Annotated in this window: 12 protein-coding genes; 2 read left to right on the forward strand and 10 right to left on the reverse strand. The window is 63.8% G+C overall.

Annotation, left to right across the window (positions count from 1 at the left end; genetic code table 11):
• Window positions 1-166: 166 nt before the first annotated feature.
• The gene (locus tag PPGU16_RS23850) at window positions 167-1444 is read right to left on the reverse strand and encodes a virulence factor family protein (RefSeq protein WP_180722873.1); all 1278 of its coding nucleotides are present in this window, start codon (window positions 1442-1444) and stop codon (window positions 167-169) included.
• Window positions 1441-4035, reverse strand: coding sequence for a bifunctional lysylphosphatidylglycerol flippase/synthetase MprF (gene mprF, locus PPGU16_RS23855; RefSeq protein WP_180722874.1), 2595 nt, complete (start codon window positions 4033-4035; stop codon window positions 1441-1443). Before mprF ends, PPGU16_RS23850 begins: the two co-directional genes overlap by 4 nt.
• A gap of 714 nt (window positions 4036-4749) precedes the next feature.
• Between mprF and PPGU16_RS23860 the strand changes: the two genes are divergently transcribed.
• Window positions 4750-6360 carry a tetratricopeptide repeat protein gene (locus PPGU16_RS23860; RefSeq protein ID WP_180722875.1) on the forward strand — a complete coding sequence of 537 codons (1611 nt, stop codon included), beginning with the start codon at window positions 4750-4752 and terminating at the stop codon, window positions 6358-6360.
• A 76-nt stretch (window positions 6361-6436) separates the two neighbouring features.
• On the opposite strand, the gene PPGU16_RS23865 is transcribed toward PPGU16_RS23860, so the two are convergent.
• The 6 genes from PPGU16_RS23865 to norR form a co-directional block, all read right to left on the reverse strand.
• Window positions 6437-7996 (reverse strand): DHA2 family efflux MFS transporter permease subunit, encoded by a 1560-nt coding sequence (locus tag PPGU16_RS23865; protein WP_180722876.1) that lies wholly within the window; start codon window positions 7994-7996, stop codon window positions 6437-6439.
• 75 nt (window positions 7997-8071) lie between these two features.
• Complete coding sequence (locus tag PPGU16_RS23870; protein ID WP_180722877.1) at window positions 8072-9376, reverse strand: HlyD family secretion protein; 1305 nt, start codon at window positions 9374-9376, stop codon at window positions 8072-8074.
• A gap of 33 nt (window positions 9377-9409) precedes the next feature.
• A complete protein-coding gene (locus tag PPGU16_RS23875) occupies window positions 9410-10918 on the reverse strand; it encodes an efflux transporter outer membrane subunit (RefSeq protein ID WP_180722878.1) in 1509 nt (502 codons plus the stop codon).
• 35 nt (window positions 10919-10953) lie between these two features.
• Window positions 10954-11391: a MarR family winged helix-turn-helix transcriptional regulator gene (locus PPGU16_RS23880; protein WP_180722879.1), complete on the reverse strand. Its 438-nt coding sequence runs from the start codon at window positions 11389-11391 to the stop codon at window positions 10954-10956.
• A gap of 182 nt (window positions 11392-11573) precedes the next feature.
• Window positions 11574-12011 (reverse strand): MarR family winged helix-turn-helix transcriptional regulator, encoded by a 438-nt coding sequence (locus PPGU16_RS23885; protein ID WP_180722880.1) that lies wholly within the window; start codon window positions 12009-12011, stop codon window positions 11574-11576.
• An 83-nt stretch (window positions 12012-12094) separates the two neighbouring features.
• A complete protein-coding gene (norR, locus tag PPGU16_RS23890; RefSeq protein ID WP_180722881.1) occupies window positions 12095-13693 on the reverse strand; it encodes a nitric oxide reductase transcriptional regulator NorR in 1599 nt (532 codons plus the stop codon).
• 134 nt (window positions 13694-13827) lie between these two features.
• Here norR and hmpA point away from each other — a divergent pair, with 134 nt between their 5' ends.
• Window positions 13828-15009 (forward strand): NO-inducible flavohemoprotein, encoded by a 1182-nt coding sequence (hmpA, locus tag PPGU16_RS23895; RefSeq protein WP_180722882.1) that lies wholly within the window; start codon window positions 13828-13830, stop codon window positions 15007-15009.
• A 106-nt stretch (window positions 15010-15115) separates the two neighbouring features.
• Here hmpA and catC read toward each other — a convergent pair whose 3' ends face one another.
• Window positions 15116-15406: a muconolactone Delta-isomerase gene (catC, locus tag PPGU16_RS23900; RefSeq protein WP_180722883.1), complete on the reverse strand. Its 291-nt coding sequence runs from the start codon at window positions 15404-15406 to the stop codon at window positions 15116-15118.
• A gap of 120 nt (window positions 15407-15526) precedes the next feature.
• A complete protein-coding gene (gene catA, locus PPGU16_RS23905; protein WP_180722884.1) occupies window positions 15527-16429 on the reverse strand; it encodes a catechol 1,2-dioxygenase in 903 nt (300 codons plus the stop codon).
• Between the last annotated feature and the right edge of the window lie 6 nt (window positions 16430-16435).

Consider the following 16435-nt stretch of genomic DNA (forward strand, 5'->3'; position numbering starts at 1 on the left):
CTTGTGATTCTGTATCTGATTTTCCACTAAGGACTCGCAATACTGCGCACAGCAGCGGTCTTTGCGACCGCATCTTTTCAGCAGAATCGCGGGCTCGCCCGCGGTCCATGCAAGCGCGGCGACTGTGCATTCATCGATGCGCAGCCGCCGCACTGCTTTCCGTTTTTCAAACTCCGCCAGCCTGCTTTTTCAACGCGTTGAGAATGCGCTTTTCGAGTGCGGCATAGTCATGCCCGAAATGATGATCGCCGGACGTGCGGATCACTTCGACACCCGTCTTCGTGAGCGTCGGGCACAGCGTGTCCTCTTCATGCTCGCCGTAGAAGCATTGCACGATCTTCGGCGGCAGACGCGCAAACTCGGGCTGCACTTGCAACGCCTTGTCGCTGGCGGGCATGCCGAGCCAGCCCGTCACGCGAATCTGGAAATCCGCCGAAGGCGCAAAGCCGAGCAGCGAGATCAGCGAAACCTTCGCGCGCACGGCATCGGGCAAGCGGTTGTACGCGAACGGCATCACGTCGGCGCCGAACGAATAGCCGATCAATGCGACATGATCCGCATGCCAGCGCGTCGTATAGGTTTTCAGCACGCGCGCGAGGTCGTTGCTCGTCTGCTGCGGCGAGCGCTCCGACCAGAAATAACGCAGGCTGTCCCAGCCGATCACAGAGACGCCATCCTTCTGCAGTTCTTCGGCGATCGTCTTGTCGAGATCGCGCCAGCCGCCATCGCCGGAAATCACGATCGCCATCATGCCCGTCGGATGCGCGGCGGGCAGTTCGATCAACGGCAGGTCCGAGACGTCCTCTTCTTTCATTGCGGCGACGCGCAGATGCGGCGTCGTCAGTTCGACGATGCGCTGCGTGCCGGCCGACGCGTTCGCGTCCGTTTCGGCAAAGCCGGGCAAACCGGGGCCGTGCGTCACGGTCGGGTCCGGCGCGCAGGGGCTGAAACGCTTGTCGAGATCGCGCTGCGCGGCAACGGATACCGCGCCCGCCACCGTGTTTTCCGGTGCCTGCTTCAGCACTTGCATCGCGAGCGTCGCGCCCTGGCCCGAGCCGGCGACGATCGGCATGAAGTAGCGGTTCGACTGCACCTGCCGTTCGAGTTGATGGCTCACGGCTTCGGCATCGCCCACCAGTTGATGACACGCCTCTTTCTTTGCAGCGAGATTCGCCGCGTACTTTGCGGTGTCGACACCCACCACCATCGCGCCGTTTTTCGCGAGGGCGTCGGCAGCCTGCTGGTCAGCCGGATTCCAGCCACTCTCGCGCGAGAACAGCACGACGAAGCCGCGCACGTCACCCACGGGCTTCGTCACCGTGACCTGGCCGTAACGGCCGCCTGATACGGTCTCGTAAGCGTGCGCCGTCGGCATCACGCCTGCGAGCGAGCACAACGACACGCTCGCCAATGCGGCGAGCCGGTAAAACTTTTGCATGATCATGAACGCCGGCCCCCTGCCAGCAGCGAAAGGTCCGCGAGCGTGAAGAACACGCCGACAGAACCGGATGCAGCGAGATAGCGCGGCTCCCATTGAGGCTGGAATTTGCTCTTGAAAGCGCGCAGTCCGCGGAAGTTGTAGAAGCGGCCGCCGAAGCGCCACACGATATTCGCGAGCCGATGCCAGCGCGACGCGAGCGGCGTCGGCGACATGCCCGAGAACGGCGCGATACCAAGGCTGAGCGAGCGGAAACCCGCGTGCTTCAGATGCAGCGCGAGCTGCGTGAACAGATACTCCATTGCATACGCCGAAGCCTGCGGCACGTGGCGCATCACGCCGACGGTGGCCTCGGTGTTGAGGTCCGTCGTCATGAACGTGACGAACGCAACGGGCGCGCCGTTCTGACGCACCAGCATCACCGATTGCGCGGCGAGATAGTCTTCCGTGAACGCGGCGACCGAGAAGCTCTTCTCGCGCGCATCGCGGCTATCGAGCCAGCCATCGGAAATCGCGCGCAGCGTCTCGATCGATTCCGGCACGCGCGCCGGCTCGATCACTTCGACGGCGAAGCCATCGCGCTCGCCGCGCTTGAGCGCATAGCGCAGATGCGCGCGGTGCGAGCCCTTCAGATCGAATTCGTCGAGCACGACATGCGCTTCCTCGCCGAGCTTCATCAGCGTGAGACCGGCGTCGAGATAGAGCGGCAGCGCATTCGCGCGCACCTGATAGAACGCCGCGCGGCCGCCGTGCGCATGCGCGAGCGCGACGAACTTGCTGATCAGTTCCGCCCACTCCGCGCGCGGACCGACGGGGTCGTGCAGCGCGGCCCACGTGCGGCCGTACTTCGCGTACATCAGGAACGCCTGGCGCGACTCGGAAAAGAGAAAACTCTTGTCGCCCATCAGCGCCAGGCCCGCGTCGCTGCGCTCCTGCGCGCGGAAGATGCGCGCGGCGTCGTCGAGGTCCTGCTTCACGGGCTTCACGAAGCGGCCCGCAGCGGGACGCAGCAATTGCCAGAAAGCGAACGTCGCGGCGAACAGGCTCGCGGCGAGTGTCGCGCGCAATGCACGGGGCGCGCGCTCATCGAATGCGAATTGCCACCACAGGTCACGCGTATAGGGCACGTCGCGGAACGCGAACAGCATCACCCACACGGCCAGCATCAACACCATTGCCACCGATACGAGCCAGCCTGCGGTGAACGGCTCGGCGAACAGCGACGAGCGGCGATTGAAGCGCGAGCGCGTCGCGATCAGCAGCACGATCAGCGTCGTCAGCACGCCGGCTTCGACGAACGCGAGACCCTTGGTCAGCGACAGCGCAAGACTCAAGACCGCGAGACCCAGCGTGAGCCACCATGCGGCATCGAGACGGCGCGACAGGCCACGCGCGACGAACAGCAACGCGACACCTACCACGCTGCACAGCATCTGCGAGCTTTCGAGCACCCACAGCGGCACGAAGTCGCGCAGGATCGCGATGCGTTGCCAGAACGCGGGTGTCGCGCTCGAAATCACCAGCATGCCGCCGACCACGAAGGTCACGAGGCTCAGGAACAAGGGCGCGAGTTGCGACACGGTAGCCGCGTGATGCAGGGGCAGGTGCTTCTTCAGCGCGCGTCCTTCGAAACCGGCCAGCAGGCCCGCCGACACGATCAGCGGCAAGCCGAAATAGATCGCGCGGTACGCGAGCAGCGCCGCGACCATCGAATGTGTCGGCACACTGCCGCCGAGCGCGAATACCATCGCCGCCTCGAACACGCCCACGCCGCCCGGCGTGTGGCCGATCAGGCCCAGCAGCATCGCGGCCGCGTAGATCGTGATGAACGACACGAAGCCCACATGCGCATGGGGCAGCAGCGCCCACAGCGCGAGACCGGCTGCGACGACGTCGAGCACGGCCAGCAGCACCTGTTCGACGAAATCGCGGCGCGCGGGCACGTCGAACGACAGCCAGCTCCAGCGGGTGCGGATCTGGCGCGTCTGCTTGCCGCAGGCGAGCGTCAGCAGACCGAGCACCGTCAGAAGCGCCGCGCCGCCCCAGGCTAGCGCGCCCGTCGGGCTGTGCAGCATCGGCGCAAGCGTACCCGCGTCGCACAGCATGCCGAGCGCGGTCATCAGAACGAGGGCCAGGGCGAGCGAAACGCTCGTGAACACGGTCATGCGGCCGATTTGCGCCGGCGTCACGTCGGCGACGGCATAGACGCGCGCGCGCACCGCGCCGCCCGTCAGCGCGCCGAAACCGGTCGCGTTGCCGAGCGCCGAGCCCGCCGTCGCGCCGATCCACAGCGCGGCGCGCGGCACGGCCTTGCCGATGTAGCGCAGCCCGACGGCATCGCGTCCGACAAGGGCGATATAGCTGAGAATCGTCGCGCCGAGCGCGGCCGACCATTCGCCCGCCGTCAGATGGCGCAGGTGGCGGATCACCGAGCGGTAATCGACGGCCTGCGACAGGTGCTGCAGCACGATCAGCAGCAGCACGCAGACGCCGAGTGACAACGCAGGCGACAGCACGCGGCGGCTGCCGGCCGCGGCGAACGCTCGCTGAAGCAGCGCGGCGGCGCGGCTAGAAAAAGAACGGGGAAGGTCAGACATGGATGAACCCGGGTATTGCCTGATGCAGTAGCAATGGTCTCGTTGCTATGGCATCGAATGAGGTTGGATTTCGGAGCGCGCCGGACGGGCGTTACAGCCGTCCTGATCTCGCCGTTTCAACTCTTTACAAATGGACAACGGCAATTTGTCCAAAAGGTTGACACCGGGAGCAACCCGGAGGCGAATATTTGCAGTTTTCGCTTAAGAAATCCTGATGTGGCCGATGATCGATCGGAAATTGAGCTGAATCTTTCTGCGGGCTCAGCGCTGCGCGGCTCGCGCGCGTTATGCGGCGCCGCACGGCCGCAGGCCGCATGGACACTCGCTTTACATCCGGCGCGTTCGCGGCGGATGTACCGACTGGTACAAACCCTGACGGCATTCGCCTCGCGTTCCGGTTAATCGAGCCCGGACGCACGATACCAGATTTGACCTTGCGTTTAGCTTTATCGAAGATTCGACGGGCTTTCGTCGGCCTACGGTTCGCGAACGGCCGAGCCGTCCAAACCGGCTGTTTTATTTCATATTTGGCGCTCGGGTGGCCTGCGATATGACGTGTGTAATCCGACTCAACCGGGCGTAATGGTTGGAGCCGACCCAACATGCGCGGACGACCTTTTCCGCGCCCCCTTGCCCCGCAAGCGTCAGACGAATTGGCATGTTCGATGCCTTGTGACAGGTGCGCCAATCGCAGCGCGCCGCAAGGAGACCTGCATGAAGCCTTTCGACAACCCGTTCGCCTCGCTGCTTTGGGCCGTCCGGTTCCTCTGCCGTCACGTGTTGTATCTCGGCATCGTGGTGCCGCTGATTCTCGTCGCCGCGTTTTACCTCGGGCCGCGCGTCATCGCGCTGTGCGGCGTGTGGTTCGAGCCGCTGACGCTCGTCCAGCCGATCGGGGTCTCCGACGACTTCAGGCGTCAGGGCTACACCGATCAGACCTTGCAGCACCTGCTCGTCGATACGCTCAGCGACGTGCGCAAGGAAGCCGGATCCGTCACGCCCGCCAACGACACCGAAAACGTGCTCGCCGAGTTCAAGCTGCCCGACTTCACGGTCCCCGGTACGGGGTTGTCGGTGCGTCCGCTGATCGAATTTGCGCGCACGCTGCTCAAGCGCGATTCGTCGGTCTATGGCAGCGTCGTCGGCTCGCCGTCGTCGTTTGCCGTGATGCTGACGCTGCGCGACCCCGATGGGCGCACCGTCGCGCTCGGCAACGACGTGCCGCCCGACACGGGCGCGAAGCCCAACGTGACCAATGAATCGCTGGCCATGCGACATGCGCTGCGTCAGGCCGCCGCGACGATCCTTCAGCATCAGAGCCCGCTGCTGCATGCGTCGTATCTGACGCAGATGGAGCAGAAGCGCTGCCTGACAGGCGACGCGCCATGCCAGTTCGACGACGTACGCGAGCGCTTCGCGCAGATCCCGGCAGGCTCGGGGCGGGATGCGTCGGGTGCGTCGAGGGAAGAGGCGGCGTGGGCCTTGCTCGCGCTGTCGAAGCTCGACACCTATGCGCGCGACTACGAAGGCTCGATCCGTCACGCGCGCAGCATCGTCGACATGAGCGAAGAGTTGCACGCGTGGAAGCGCGTGCGTCCGTGGGCGTACTACAACTGGGGCGTTGCGCTGTCGGACATGGGTTGCTACCAGCAGGCCGCCGACGTGCTCAGGCGCGCGGCCGAACTGCACAAGGACTATGCGCCCGCACACAACGCGCTGGGCCGCGCATGGCTCGCGCTCGCGCAAACGCCGACGCTCGCGGGCGCAACATCGCAAGGGCATGGCGACTATCGCGCGGCCGCCGTGCGCGAACTGAGGCTCGCGATCGAGAAGAATCCGGGTTATCAGGAAGCGTATGTGAATCTCGGCGACTCACTGCGGTTGCCGTCGATGAAAACGGGCCTCGTGTCAACAGCGACGCTAGATGAAGCACGCGACGCGTACCGCACGGCCGTTGCGCTGAATATCGACGATGCCGGCCGCGCGTATGAGCGGCTTACGACGTTGCGCGACAGTGCGTTCGCGAAAGTCGCGGCGCGCATCACGCGCAGCCGTGCACAGTGCACGTCGGGCATGGCGCGCTCGCTACTCGAATCGTGGGGCTGCAGCGATGCGCAGATCGAAGCAGGCGCCAGCCGGGACGCACGCGGCATGCAGCCTGTCGCGATGCACGCCAATGCCAGCGATAAAACCTGCAGCAAGCCCGAACTGACGCTGCCCGCCAAAGGTACGGCCCGCAACGTGAACAAGACCAATGGCACGATCGACGTCAAGGGTACCGACGATCCTATCCGCAGCGCCATCGCGCAGCAGCAGCGCGGTTGAACGCGCGGCTGCGCAAGCGAAACAAAAGCCCCGGCTGCATGTGCAGGCCGGGGCTTTCTCGACTCAACGTGCAGGCTCAGTGCGCGCCCGCTGCCGCTGCGCCACCGCCGCCGCCCTTGCGCGGCTTCGTCAGCCAGATCAGCGGAATGATCACGATGAAGATCATCGCCGACAGCCAGAAGATGTCGTTCAAGCCGAGCATCGCGGCCTGCGCGTTCAGCGAGCGCTCGAAGAACGCCATTGCCTGATCCGTGCTGCCGCCGAGCGTCGCGTGAATGGTGCCGAGCGCGTTGGTGTAGTCGGGGTTGTTCACGCTCGACTGTTCAGCAAGCTGCGCGTGATGCAGGATCGTCCGGTTGTTCCAGCCCGTCGAGATCAGCGACGTGCCCACGCCGCCCGCAAAGATCCGCACGAAGTTCGACAGGCCGGCCGCCGCGGGAATCTTCTCGGCGGGCAGCCCCGACAGGATGATCGCGGTGAGCGGCGTAAAGAAGAGCGCCATGGGAATGCCTTGCAGCAGCGTCGGTACGATCAACGTATAAGGATCGACGCCCGTCGTGTAATGCGAGCGCATGATGAACACACCTGCAAAGCCGAGGAAAGCGAGCGTCGCGAGCACCCGTGCATCGGTCTTCGGCATGATCTTCGCCATGACGGGCGCGAGCAGCACGGCGAAGATGCCGAGCGGCGCGGTCACGAGACCCGCATCCACCGAACGATAGCCGAGATAGCCCTGAATCCACTGCGGCAAAATCACGAGGTTCGCGAAGAACACGCCATACGCCACCGAAATCGCAATCGTCCCGCCGCGGAAATTCTTCACCGCAAAGAGCCGCAGATCGACGATCGGATTCTTTTCAGTGAACTCCCAGATCAGGAAAAAGATAAAGCTGACGGCCGCGACAGCCGTGAGCGTGCAGATCACGGGCGAGCTGAACCAGTCGAGATCCTTGCCCTTGTCGAGCATGATCTGCAGCGATGCCACCCAGACGATCAGCGAGAACAGACCGACCTTGTCGATAGGCAGCTTGCGCGTCAGCGATTCGCGGTCGCGATAGAGCATCCACGTCACGCCCGCAGCGAACAGACCGACGGGAATGTTGATATAGAAGATCCATGACCAGCTGTAGCTGTCGGTGATCCAGCCGCCGAGCGCGGGACCCGCAATCGGGCCGACCGTCGCCGTCATCGCCCACAGCGACAACGCCGTCGAGCTTTTTTCCTTCGGATACGACGCGAGCAGAATGGCTTGCGAAAGCGGCGTCAACGGTCCTGCGACGAGACCCTGCAAGATACGCGCGGCGAGCAGCACGACCAGGTTCGGCGCGATGCCGCACAGCCACGACGAGAACACGAACAGCAGGATCGAGATCACGAACAGCTTGATCTGGCCGACGCGCTGCGTGAGCCAGCCCGTCAGCGGAATGGCAATCGCATTGGCCGCCGAGAACAACGTGATCACCCACGTGCCTTCATCGACGGAGACGCCGAGATTGCCGGAGATGGTGGGAATCGCAACGTTCGCGATGGACGAATCCAGCACGTTCATGAACGTCGCGAGCGCGACGGCGAGTGTCGCGAGGACCAGCTTGCCGCCTGTGAACGGGGCCGGTGCGGTTTGCGTCGAGGGATTCATGGCGCTTTCTTTATCTGACCTGTCAATGACTTGAACGAACGAGGACGCACTTGCCGCTGCGTCCTCCGGTGCGCCTTAGCCCGCGCGCTGCGGCCTGGCGCTCTTGTCGCCTGCTTCGCGCTTCGCGAGGGGCCGCGACGCGTCACGCGTCGACACCATGTTCTGCGAGATGATCCGGTCGATCTCGGCATCGGCCTGCGCGCCGTACTGCGCGAACACATCCGTGCGATACGTCGTGTTCGTCGCAGCGCCGAGTTGCGGGCCCGCGTTGTCGCGCGTGTCGACATCGACGTCCATCGACAGGCCGATCCGCAGCGGATGCGCCTCCAGCTCCTTCTGATCGAGCTGAATGCGCGCGGGCAGGCGCTGCACGACCTTGATCCAGTTGCCCGTTGCGTTTTGCGCCGGCAGCGTCGCGAACGCGCTGCCCGTGCCCGCCGAAAATCCGACCACGCGGCCGTGATACTCGACCTTGCCGCCGTACACGTCGGCCGTCAGCGTGACGGGCTGGCCGATGCGCATGTTGCGCAACTGGCTTTCCTTGTAGTTCGCGTCGACCCACACGCCGTCGAGTGGTACGACGGCCATCAACGGCGTACCCGGCGACACGCGCTGGCCGACCTGCACCGAACGCTTCGCGACATAGCCGGTAACGGGCGCGGGCAGCGTGTTGCGCGCGTACGAGAGGTACGCGTCGCGTACCTTCGATGCCGCGGCCTGCACGTTCGGGTGGTCGGCGATCGTCGTGTGGTCGGTCAACGCGCGGTTCGCTTCCGCCTGCTGACGCGCGGCGTCGAGCGCGGCTTGCGCGGCGTTCACGGCGTCGCGTGCATGCGCGATGTCTTCGGCGGAGACCGCGCCTGTGCCCGCGACCGCCTGGCGGCGGCGCAGATCGTCCTGCGCGCGTGCCAGGTCCGATTGCTTCTGCGCGACGTTCGCCGCGTAGAAGTCGTTGTTCACGTACAGGCTGCTCACCTGGCGCACGGTCTGTCCGAGCGCCGCTTCCGCGTTGCCGAGCGCGATTTTCGCGTCGGCGTTGTCGAGCGTCACGACGGGGTCGCCTGCCTTCACGATCTGCGTGTCGTCGGCGTTCACGGCAATCACGGTGCCCGTCACCTGCGGCGTCAGTTGCACGAGGTTGCCGCTGACATAGGCGTCGTCGGTGGTCTCGTGATAGCGCGCATAAGTCATGTAGTACGCGCCGTAAGCGGCAGCCGACACGACGACGGCCGCGCCCAGCAGCGACAGCAGCAACTTGCGCTTGCGCGTGTTGGGCTCGTTCGCTTCGACAGCTTTCGCCGATGCTGCAGCGGGCTTTGCATCGGGCTTCGAATCCGGCGCTTGCTTCGGCTCGCGTTCCGGGGTGTTTATTTCGCTCATTTCAGTTCTCCAGGCAATGCGATGAGGGGCCGCTCAATGTGCTGCGGCAGCAGGCGTTTCGGTGGTCGAGGCAACACTTGCGTTCTGATCGGCGTTCGACGTGTCGACGAATCCGCCGCCGAGCGCCGATGCGAGCACGATCTGCTGGTCGCGGCGATCCATGCGCAGGTTCGCGACGGATTGATCGGCGGCGAGCGCGTTGACGTCGGCATTCAGTACGGTCAGCTGGTTCGTGAGTCCCGCCTTGTATTGCACGAGCGCAAGCTGGTCGGCCTGGCGCGCGGCCGTCTGCGCGGCTTGCGCGTCGACGAGTTGGCCGTCCGTCGAGCGCACGCCGGCCAGTTGCGTGGCGACTTCGCTCAATGCGGTCACGAGCGTCTGGTTGTAGGTCGCGACGGCGTAGTCGAAGTCCGCGTAACGGCCCTTCAGTTGCGCGCGCAGTTCGCCCGCGTCGAAGATGGGCAGATGGATCGCGGGACCCACCGACGCCGTACGGCTCGCCGCCGTCAGAAAGCGTCCGAAGCCGAACGCGTCGAGCCCGATTGCGGCGCTCAGATTGATGTCGGGATAGAACTCGGCCTTCGCTTCCTTCACGTCATGCGTCATCGCATCGACGCGCCAGCGCGCAGCGACGATGTCCGGGCGGCGGCTCACGAGATCGGCGGGCAGGTTGTCGGGCAGATCGACGGCGTCGCCGATACCCAGCGTCGGACGCGCGATTTGCAGGCCACGGTCCGGACCCGCGCCGAGCAGCGCGGCAATCTGATAGCGCGTGGCGAGAATCTGTCCGTCGAGCGCCTTCAGCGCGGCGCGGCTCGTCGCGAGATTCGCCTGTGCGGTCTTGCGTTCGACTTCCGTGTCGAGCCCCGTCGCAATACGCCCCGCCGTGATACGGTCGATCTGTTCGCGCTGCGTGATTTCCTGTTGTGCGATATCGCGCAACACGTAAAGACGCGCAAGCTGGTTATAGGTGCGCGCAATCGACGTGGTGAGTGTCAGCTTGACGACTTCCGCATCGGCCTGGCTCGCCTGCAACTGCGAAATCGCCGCCTTCAGCGCTTCGCGGTTCTTGCCCCACAGGTCGAGATCGTACGAAGCGCTCAACAGGCCCTTGTTCTCCGTCTGCCACGAACCCCCTGCAGGCGGCGGCACCAGTGCCGTGCCCGAATACTGCTGGCGCGTGAGCGAGTAGCTGGCATCGACGCGCGGCATGGTGCTCGCCTTCGCCGTTTCGCTGTACGCCGAGGCGGCTGCCACGCGGGAACGCGCCTGGTCGAGCGTCGGGCTGCTCTTCAGCGCTTCGTCGATCAGCGCCTTCAGTTGCGCGTCGCCAAACTGGTCGGCCCAATCGGCGGCAGGCCAATGGCCCTGCCCGGCGGGAATGCTCTGCTGCGTCGCGTACTGCTGCGGCTCGGCCGTTTTCGCGTCGCTGTGGATGCCCGCGTAGTTCACACATGCCGACAGCACCGCCGCGAACATCACCGACACACCGATTTTCAGTGCCCGTGAAGCGCCCCGCCTGGCGTTTAGTTGATTGCTCATTGTCTGACCTATCAGATAATTGGGTAAAAAAATGTTCAATCGTTGAGAAACTTGAGAAGCAGACGGCGCAGTTCGTCGAACTCGTCTTTGGTGAAGCACTGAAGCCGCTCGTTCAGCACGTCGGGGGCGATCTCCGCAATGCGCAGCGCGACTTCGCGGCCCGCCTCCGTGAGTTCGAGATTCACGACGCGGCGGTCGTCCGCGCTGCGGGTGCGCGTCAGCATGCCGAGCGTTTCGAGCTTGTCGAGCGTGCGCGTCATCAGGCCCGTGTCGACACCGAGATGGCGCGACAGCGTCGCCGGTGTCGTGTCGGTGCCGCGCAACAGCGACATGAAAATCCCAATGTGGTGCGCCCGCACGTTCAGGCCCTTCACCGCTGCATCCATCCGCCCCGTCAAGAGGTTGCGCGCCTTGGTGATCGCGAAACCGACGTTGTCGGTCAAATGAAAATCTTCCTTCGAATAGTGCGACATCTCTGACTCCTCGCTATTTGCAAGAACAATAATTGACAGGTCAGATACAGTCAACAGCATTACGACGAAACTCATTGTTTCATCAGATGCAGCAGTTCTTATCTTTCAGACGGATAATCGGCGGACACGCGCCGCCCGAAGGCGGCGGGAAGGAGGCTGAAGTGCTAGCGGTACCCGGTCGTTCAGTCGCTCAGAAACTTGCGCAGCAGGCGGCGCAGTTCGTTCAGTTCGGTTTTGGTGAAGTCTTTCAGGCGCGCATTGAGGACGTCGGGCGCGATCTCGGGAATCTGGTCGGCCACTGCGATGCCGGGTTTGGTCAGCGTCAGATTGACGACGCGGCGGTCCTCGTCGTCGCGCGAGCGCACTACCAGCCCTTTCGCTTCGAGCTTGTCGAGCATGCGCGTCATCAGCCCGGTGTCGATGCCGAGCATTTTCGACAGTTCGAACGGCGTCGACGCGAGTTTCTGCCGGAGCATCAGCATGATGCCCATTTGCTGGCTGGAGATGTCGAGATCCTTCAGCGCGGCGTCCATCTCCGTCGTGATCAGGTTGCGCGCCTTCACGAGCTGGTAGCCGACGCTCTCCGTGAGCCTGAAATTGTCTTTGGTGTAGTGACGCACGCGAAGCCTCCTGAACGAACGGCAATCTGACTGACAAATCAGATACTACCAAATCAGTTCTCGGCGGCCCGGCAAATTGTGGGTTATTTCAGGCCAAGACGCCTCGCGAGCCGGTTGAGGTTCGCGCGGTCCATGCCGAGCGAGCGCGCGACGGCCGCCCAGTTGTGGTTGTTGCGTTCCAGCGCATCGCTGACGAGCGTGCGCTCGTAGGCGGTGACGGCGCTGCGGAAGTCGGTCGCGCCTGCTTCGTCGGCGCCCGTCGACGCCGAAAGGGACGCAGCCGCTGACACTTCGCCGCCATTGTTCGCCGACATGCCCAGATCCGCCGCCGTCAGCGTGAGAATGCGCGGCCGCTCGCGATGACGCGACAGCGCCTTGAACGCGCTGCGGCCGATCATATGCTCGAGCTCGCGCACGTTGCCCGGCCAGTTGTACGCCAGCAGCGCGGTTTGCGCGTCGTGGCCGAGCCGGATGCTGAGCAGCCCGAGCCGCGCCCGGTTCTCTTCCAGGAAATAGCCCGCGAGCAGCAACACATCGCGCCCGCGCTCGCGCAGCGGCGGCACGCGCAAGGGGTACACGCTCAGCCGGTGATACAGGTCCGCGCGAAAACGCCCTGCGCGCACCTCTTCGGCGAGATCGCGATTGGTCGCGGCAATGAGCCGCACGTCCACCTTGTGCTCGCTATCCGAGCCGATCCGCTGCAACTGCCCGTTCTGCAACACGCGCAGCAGCTTGGCCTGCACGCCGACCGGCAACTCGCCGACCTCATCCAGGAACAGCGTGCCGCCGTCGGCAAGCTCGAACTTGCCGCGCCGGTCCGACGACGCGCCCGAGAACGCGCCGCGCACGTGCCCGAACAGTTCGCTTTCCACCAGCGTGTCCGGCAGCGCAGCGCAGTTCAGGCTGATCATCGGCTTGTTCGCGCGCGGCGAGCCGGTGTGAATCGCGTTCGCGACCAGCTCCTTGCCGACGCCCGTTTCGCCCGTCACGAGCACGGTCAGCTCGCTGTTCGCGACCACGCGGATTTCGTTGACCAGCTGCTGATGCGCCGCGCTGCTGCCGATCAGCTCGCGGCTGCTCTGTCCGCTTGCCTGGCGGTACGCCTCGGCGCGCTGACGTTCTTCTTCGGTGTTGCGTTCGAGCGTATCGATGCGCTCCGCGACGCTCACCGTCGCCGCCGCGAGGCTCAAGAACGCCTGCAGCGTGTTCATATCGATGCTGTCGAAACGCTCGGGGTCGAGCGAGTCCAGCGTCAGCAGACCCCACGGCCTGCCGCCGATCAGCAGCGGACAGCCGAGACAGTCGTGCACTTCCAGATGGCCGCTCACGCCCTGCACGAGGCCGTCGTAGGGGTCGGGCAAATCGGAGGCGGCGGGAAAGCGCGTGGGCTCTTCACTCGACAGCAGCGCTTCGAATCGCGGATGGTCGCTCACACGAAAGCGGCGGCCGAGCGTGTCGCTGGACAGGCCGTCGATGGCGAGCGGCACGAGGGTGTCTTCATCGAGACGCAACAGGGCCGCTGCATCGCCGGGGAAAAGCGTGCGCAGCGTCGTCAGAAGACGGCGATAGCGCTCGCGCTCCGGCAGGTCGCGCGACAGGTCTTCGACCAGCGGAATCAGCGCGTCGAGCACCTCGGATGCAGTCAGTTTAACCTCGGACGAGGTCGTTTTAACCCTTGTCATATTCACGTCTGATGTTTCTAAGCTGCTGATTTTACGGTTGTTTGAAGCTGGCCCGATAGATGCATAAGAGATTACCCGAAGCCCGCCGAATTCGCGCGGGACCCCCACTCACCCCAACTGCGAGGAATCAACTCATGCTGTCAGCCGAACATCGCGCAATCGTCAAGGCAACTGTTCCGCTGCTCGAAAGCGGCGGCGAAGCGCTCACGACGCACTTCTACCAGACCATGCTGGCGGAGTACCCGAGTGTGCGCCCGCTGTTCAACCAGGCGCACCAGCAATCGGGCGATCAGCCGCGCGCGCTCGCAAATGCCGTGCTGATGTACGCGCGTCATATCGATCAACTCGAACAACTCGGCGGACTGGTTTCGCAAATCGTCAACAAGCACGTCGCGCTCAACATCCTGCCCGAGCATTATCCGATCGTCGGCGCATGTCTGCTGCGCGCGATCCGCGAAGTGCTCGGAGCGGAAATCGCTACGGATGCCGTGATCGAAGCGTGGGGCGCCGCGTATCAGCAACTGGCCGATCTGCTGATCGGCCTCGAAGAAAAGGTGTATGTCGAGAAGGAAACCGCGACGGGCGGCTGGCGTGGCACGCGCCCGTTCGTCGTGGCGCGCAAGGTCAAGGAGAGCGACGAAATCACGTCGTTCTATCTGCGTCCCGCCGACGGCGGCGAGCTGCTCGAATTCCATCCGGGCCAGTACATTGGCCTGAAACTGATCGTCGATGGAGAAGAAATTCGCCGCAACTATTCACTGTCGGCTGCGGCAAACGGCCGCGAATATCGGATCAGCGTGAAGCGCGAGCCGAACGGCAAGGCGTCGAATTATCTGCACGACTCGGTGAATGAAGGCGCGACGCTGAATCTGCTCACGCCGTCGGGCGATTTCACACTGGAGCACAACGACAAGCCGCTCGTGCTGATCAGCGGCGGGGTCGGCATTACGCCGACGCTCGCGATGCTCAATGCCGCACTGCAAACGTCGCGTCCCATTCACTTCATTCACGCCGCGCGAGACGGTGGCGTGCATGCGTTCCGCGACCACATCGACGAACTGGCGGCACGTCATCCGCAACTGAAGCGCTTCTATGTATATGAGAAGCCGCGTCAGGACGACGACGCGCATCACGCGGAAGGTTATATCGACGAAGCGCGCCTGATCGAATGGCTGCCGGCCACCCGTGATGTCGATGTGTATTTCCTCGGACCGAAGCCGTTCATGAAGGCAGTGAAGCGCCATCTGAAGGCGATTGGCGTGCCGGAAAAGCAGAGCCGTTATGAGTTCTTCGGTCCCGCTTCCGCACTCGACTGATATAGCGTTTTTTTGCTGTAGTTGTTGTTGTCTGTTGGGCTACCCTGGTAGTGTTTTGGAAGAGACGGTACTCCGCGTCTCTTCCTTTTTTTATTTGCGTGAGCGCCTAGCGATCGTCTTCGTGAATCGACGAAGGATGGCGGCACATCGCATCCACCGTCACTTCCATATACGGATAAAGCGGCAGCTGCATGAGGATGTCATTGAGTTGCGCGGGGCTTTCCACGTCGAACACGCTGAAATTCGCGTACAGGCCCGCAATGCGCCAGAGATGCCGCCAGATGCCTTCCTTTTGCAGACGCTGCGCCATGGCCTTTTCGGTGGCCTTCAATTCATTGGCGCGCTCGACGGGCATATCGGGCGGCAGCTTAACGACCATCTTCACGTGAAATAGCATTCGTGGACTCCCTGTAGATTCATTGCGAGTGCGCGGCTGTGACTGCATGCCGCGCTTTCAAACAATGCGGCCACGTCGAGTGGCGGCCGCATTCATGCACTTGCATCGATACCGCTGATATCAGGCGCGCACGCGTTCCACTTCGCTCGTCGGCACGTTGTTGCGTTCCTTGACGAGGCTGAAGTCGAAGTCGATCAACGCGAACTGGCCGTCGATACCATAAGGCTTGCCCGTTGCACCTTCTTCCTTCTTGACGGCGGGCACGAGACCTTCGCGTGTGGCGAACGCGAAGTCGTCCCACAGATACGGATCGCCTTCGATGTTGATCTGCGTCGTCAGCTTGCGATGACCGGGCGCCGACACGAAGAAGTGGATATGCGCCGGGCGATGACCGTGACGGCCGAGCAGATCGAGCAGTTGCTGCGTCTTGCCTTCCGGCGGCACGCTATAGCCGATCGGCACCACGCTGCGGAAGCTGTACGTGCCGTTTTCGTCGGTGCGAATCGAGCGGCGCAGGTTGAATTCGGCTTGCGACTTGTCGAAGTGCGAGTAGTTGCCCAGATGGTTCGCGTGCCACACTTCGACCAGCGCGCCGCGCACCGGTTGACCGTCTTCGCCGAGCACACGGCCGCGCATCACGAGCGTTTCGCCCGGCTCATTGCCGTTGTCGAGACGCGCATGACCCGTCGACTCCGGCGCGCCCGCCACGTACAGCGGACCTTCGATCGTGCGCGGCGTGCCGCCCGCGAGGCCAGCCTTCGTTTCCGCTTCGTCGAGACGCACGTCGAGGAAATGCTCGAACCCGAGACCTGCTGCCAGCAAACCCAGTTCGCCGCTTTGACCCGCTTCGCCGAGGTAGTTGAGCGCGGACCAGAACTCATTCGGCGTCACGTCGAGTTCGTCGATCGTGATGAACAGATCGCGGATGATGCGGTTGACTACCTGCTTCGTGCGGGCGTTGCCTTCGTGCGTCGCGCTTTCGTTGATCTTGTTCAACAGGGCGTCGATGGTTTTGATGTCCATGGGGAT

Origin of the sequence: Paraburkholderia largidicola (assembly GCF_013426895.1) — a bacterium.
Taxonomy (GTDB): Bacteria; Pseudomonadota; Gammaproteobacteria; order Burkholderiales; family Burkholderiaceae; genus Paraburkholderia; species Paraburkholderia largidicola.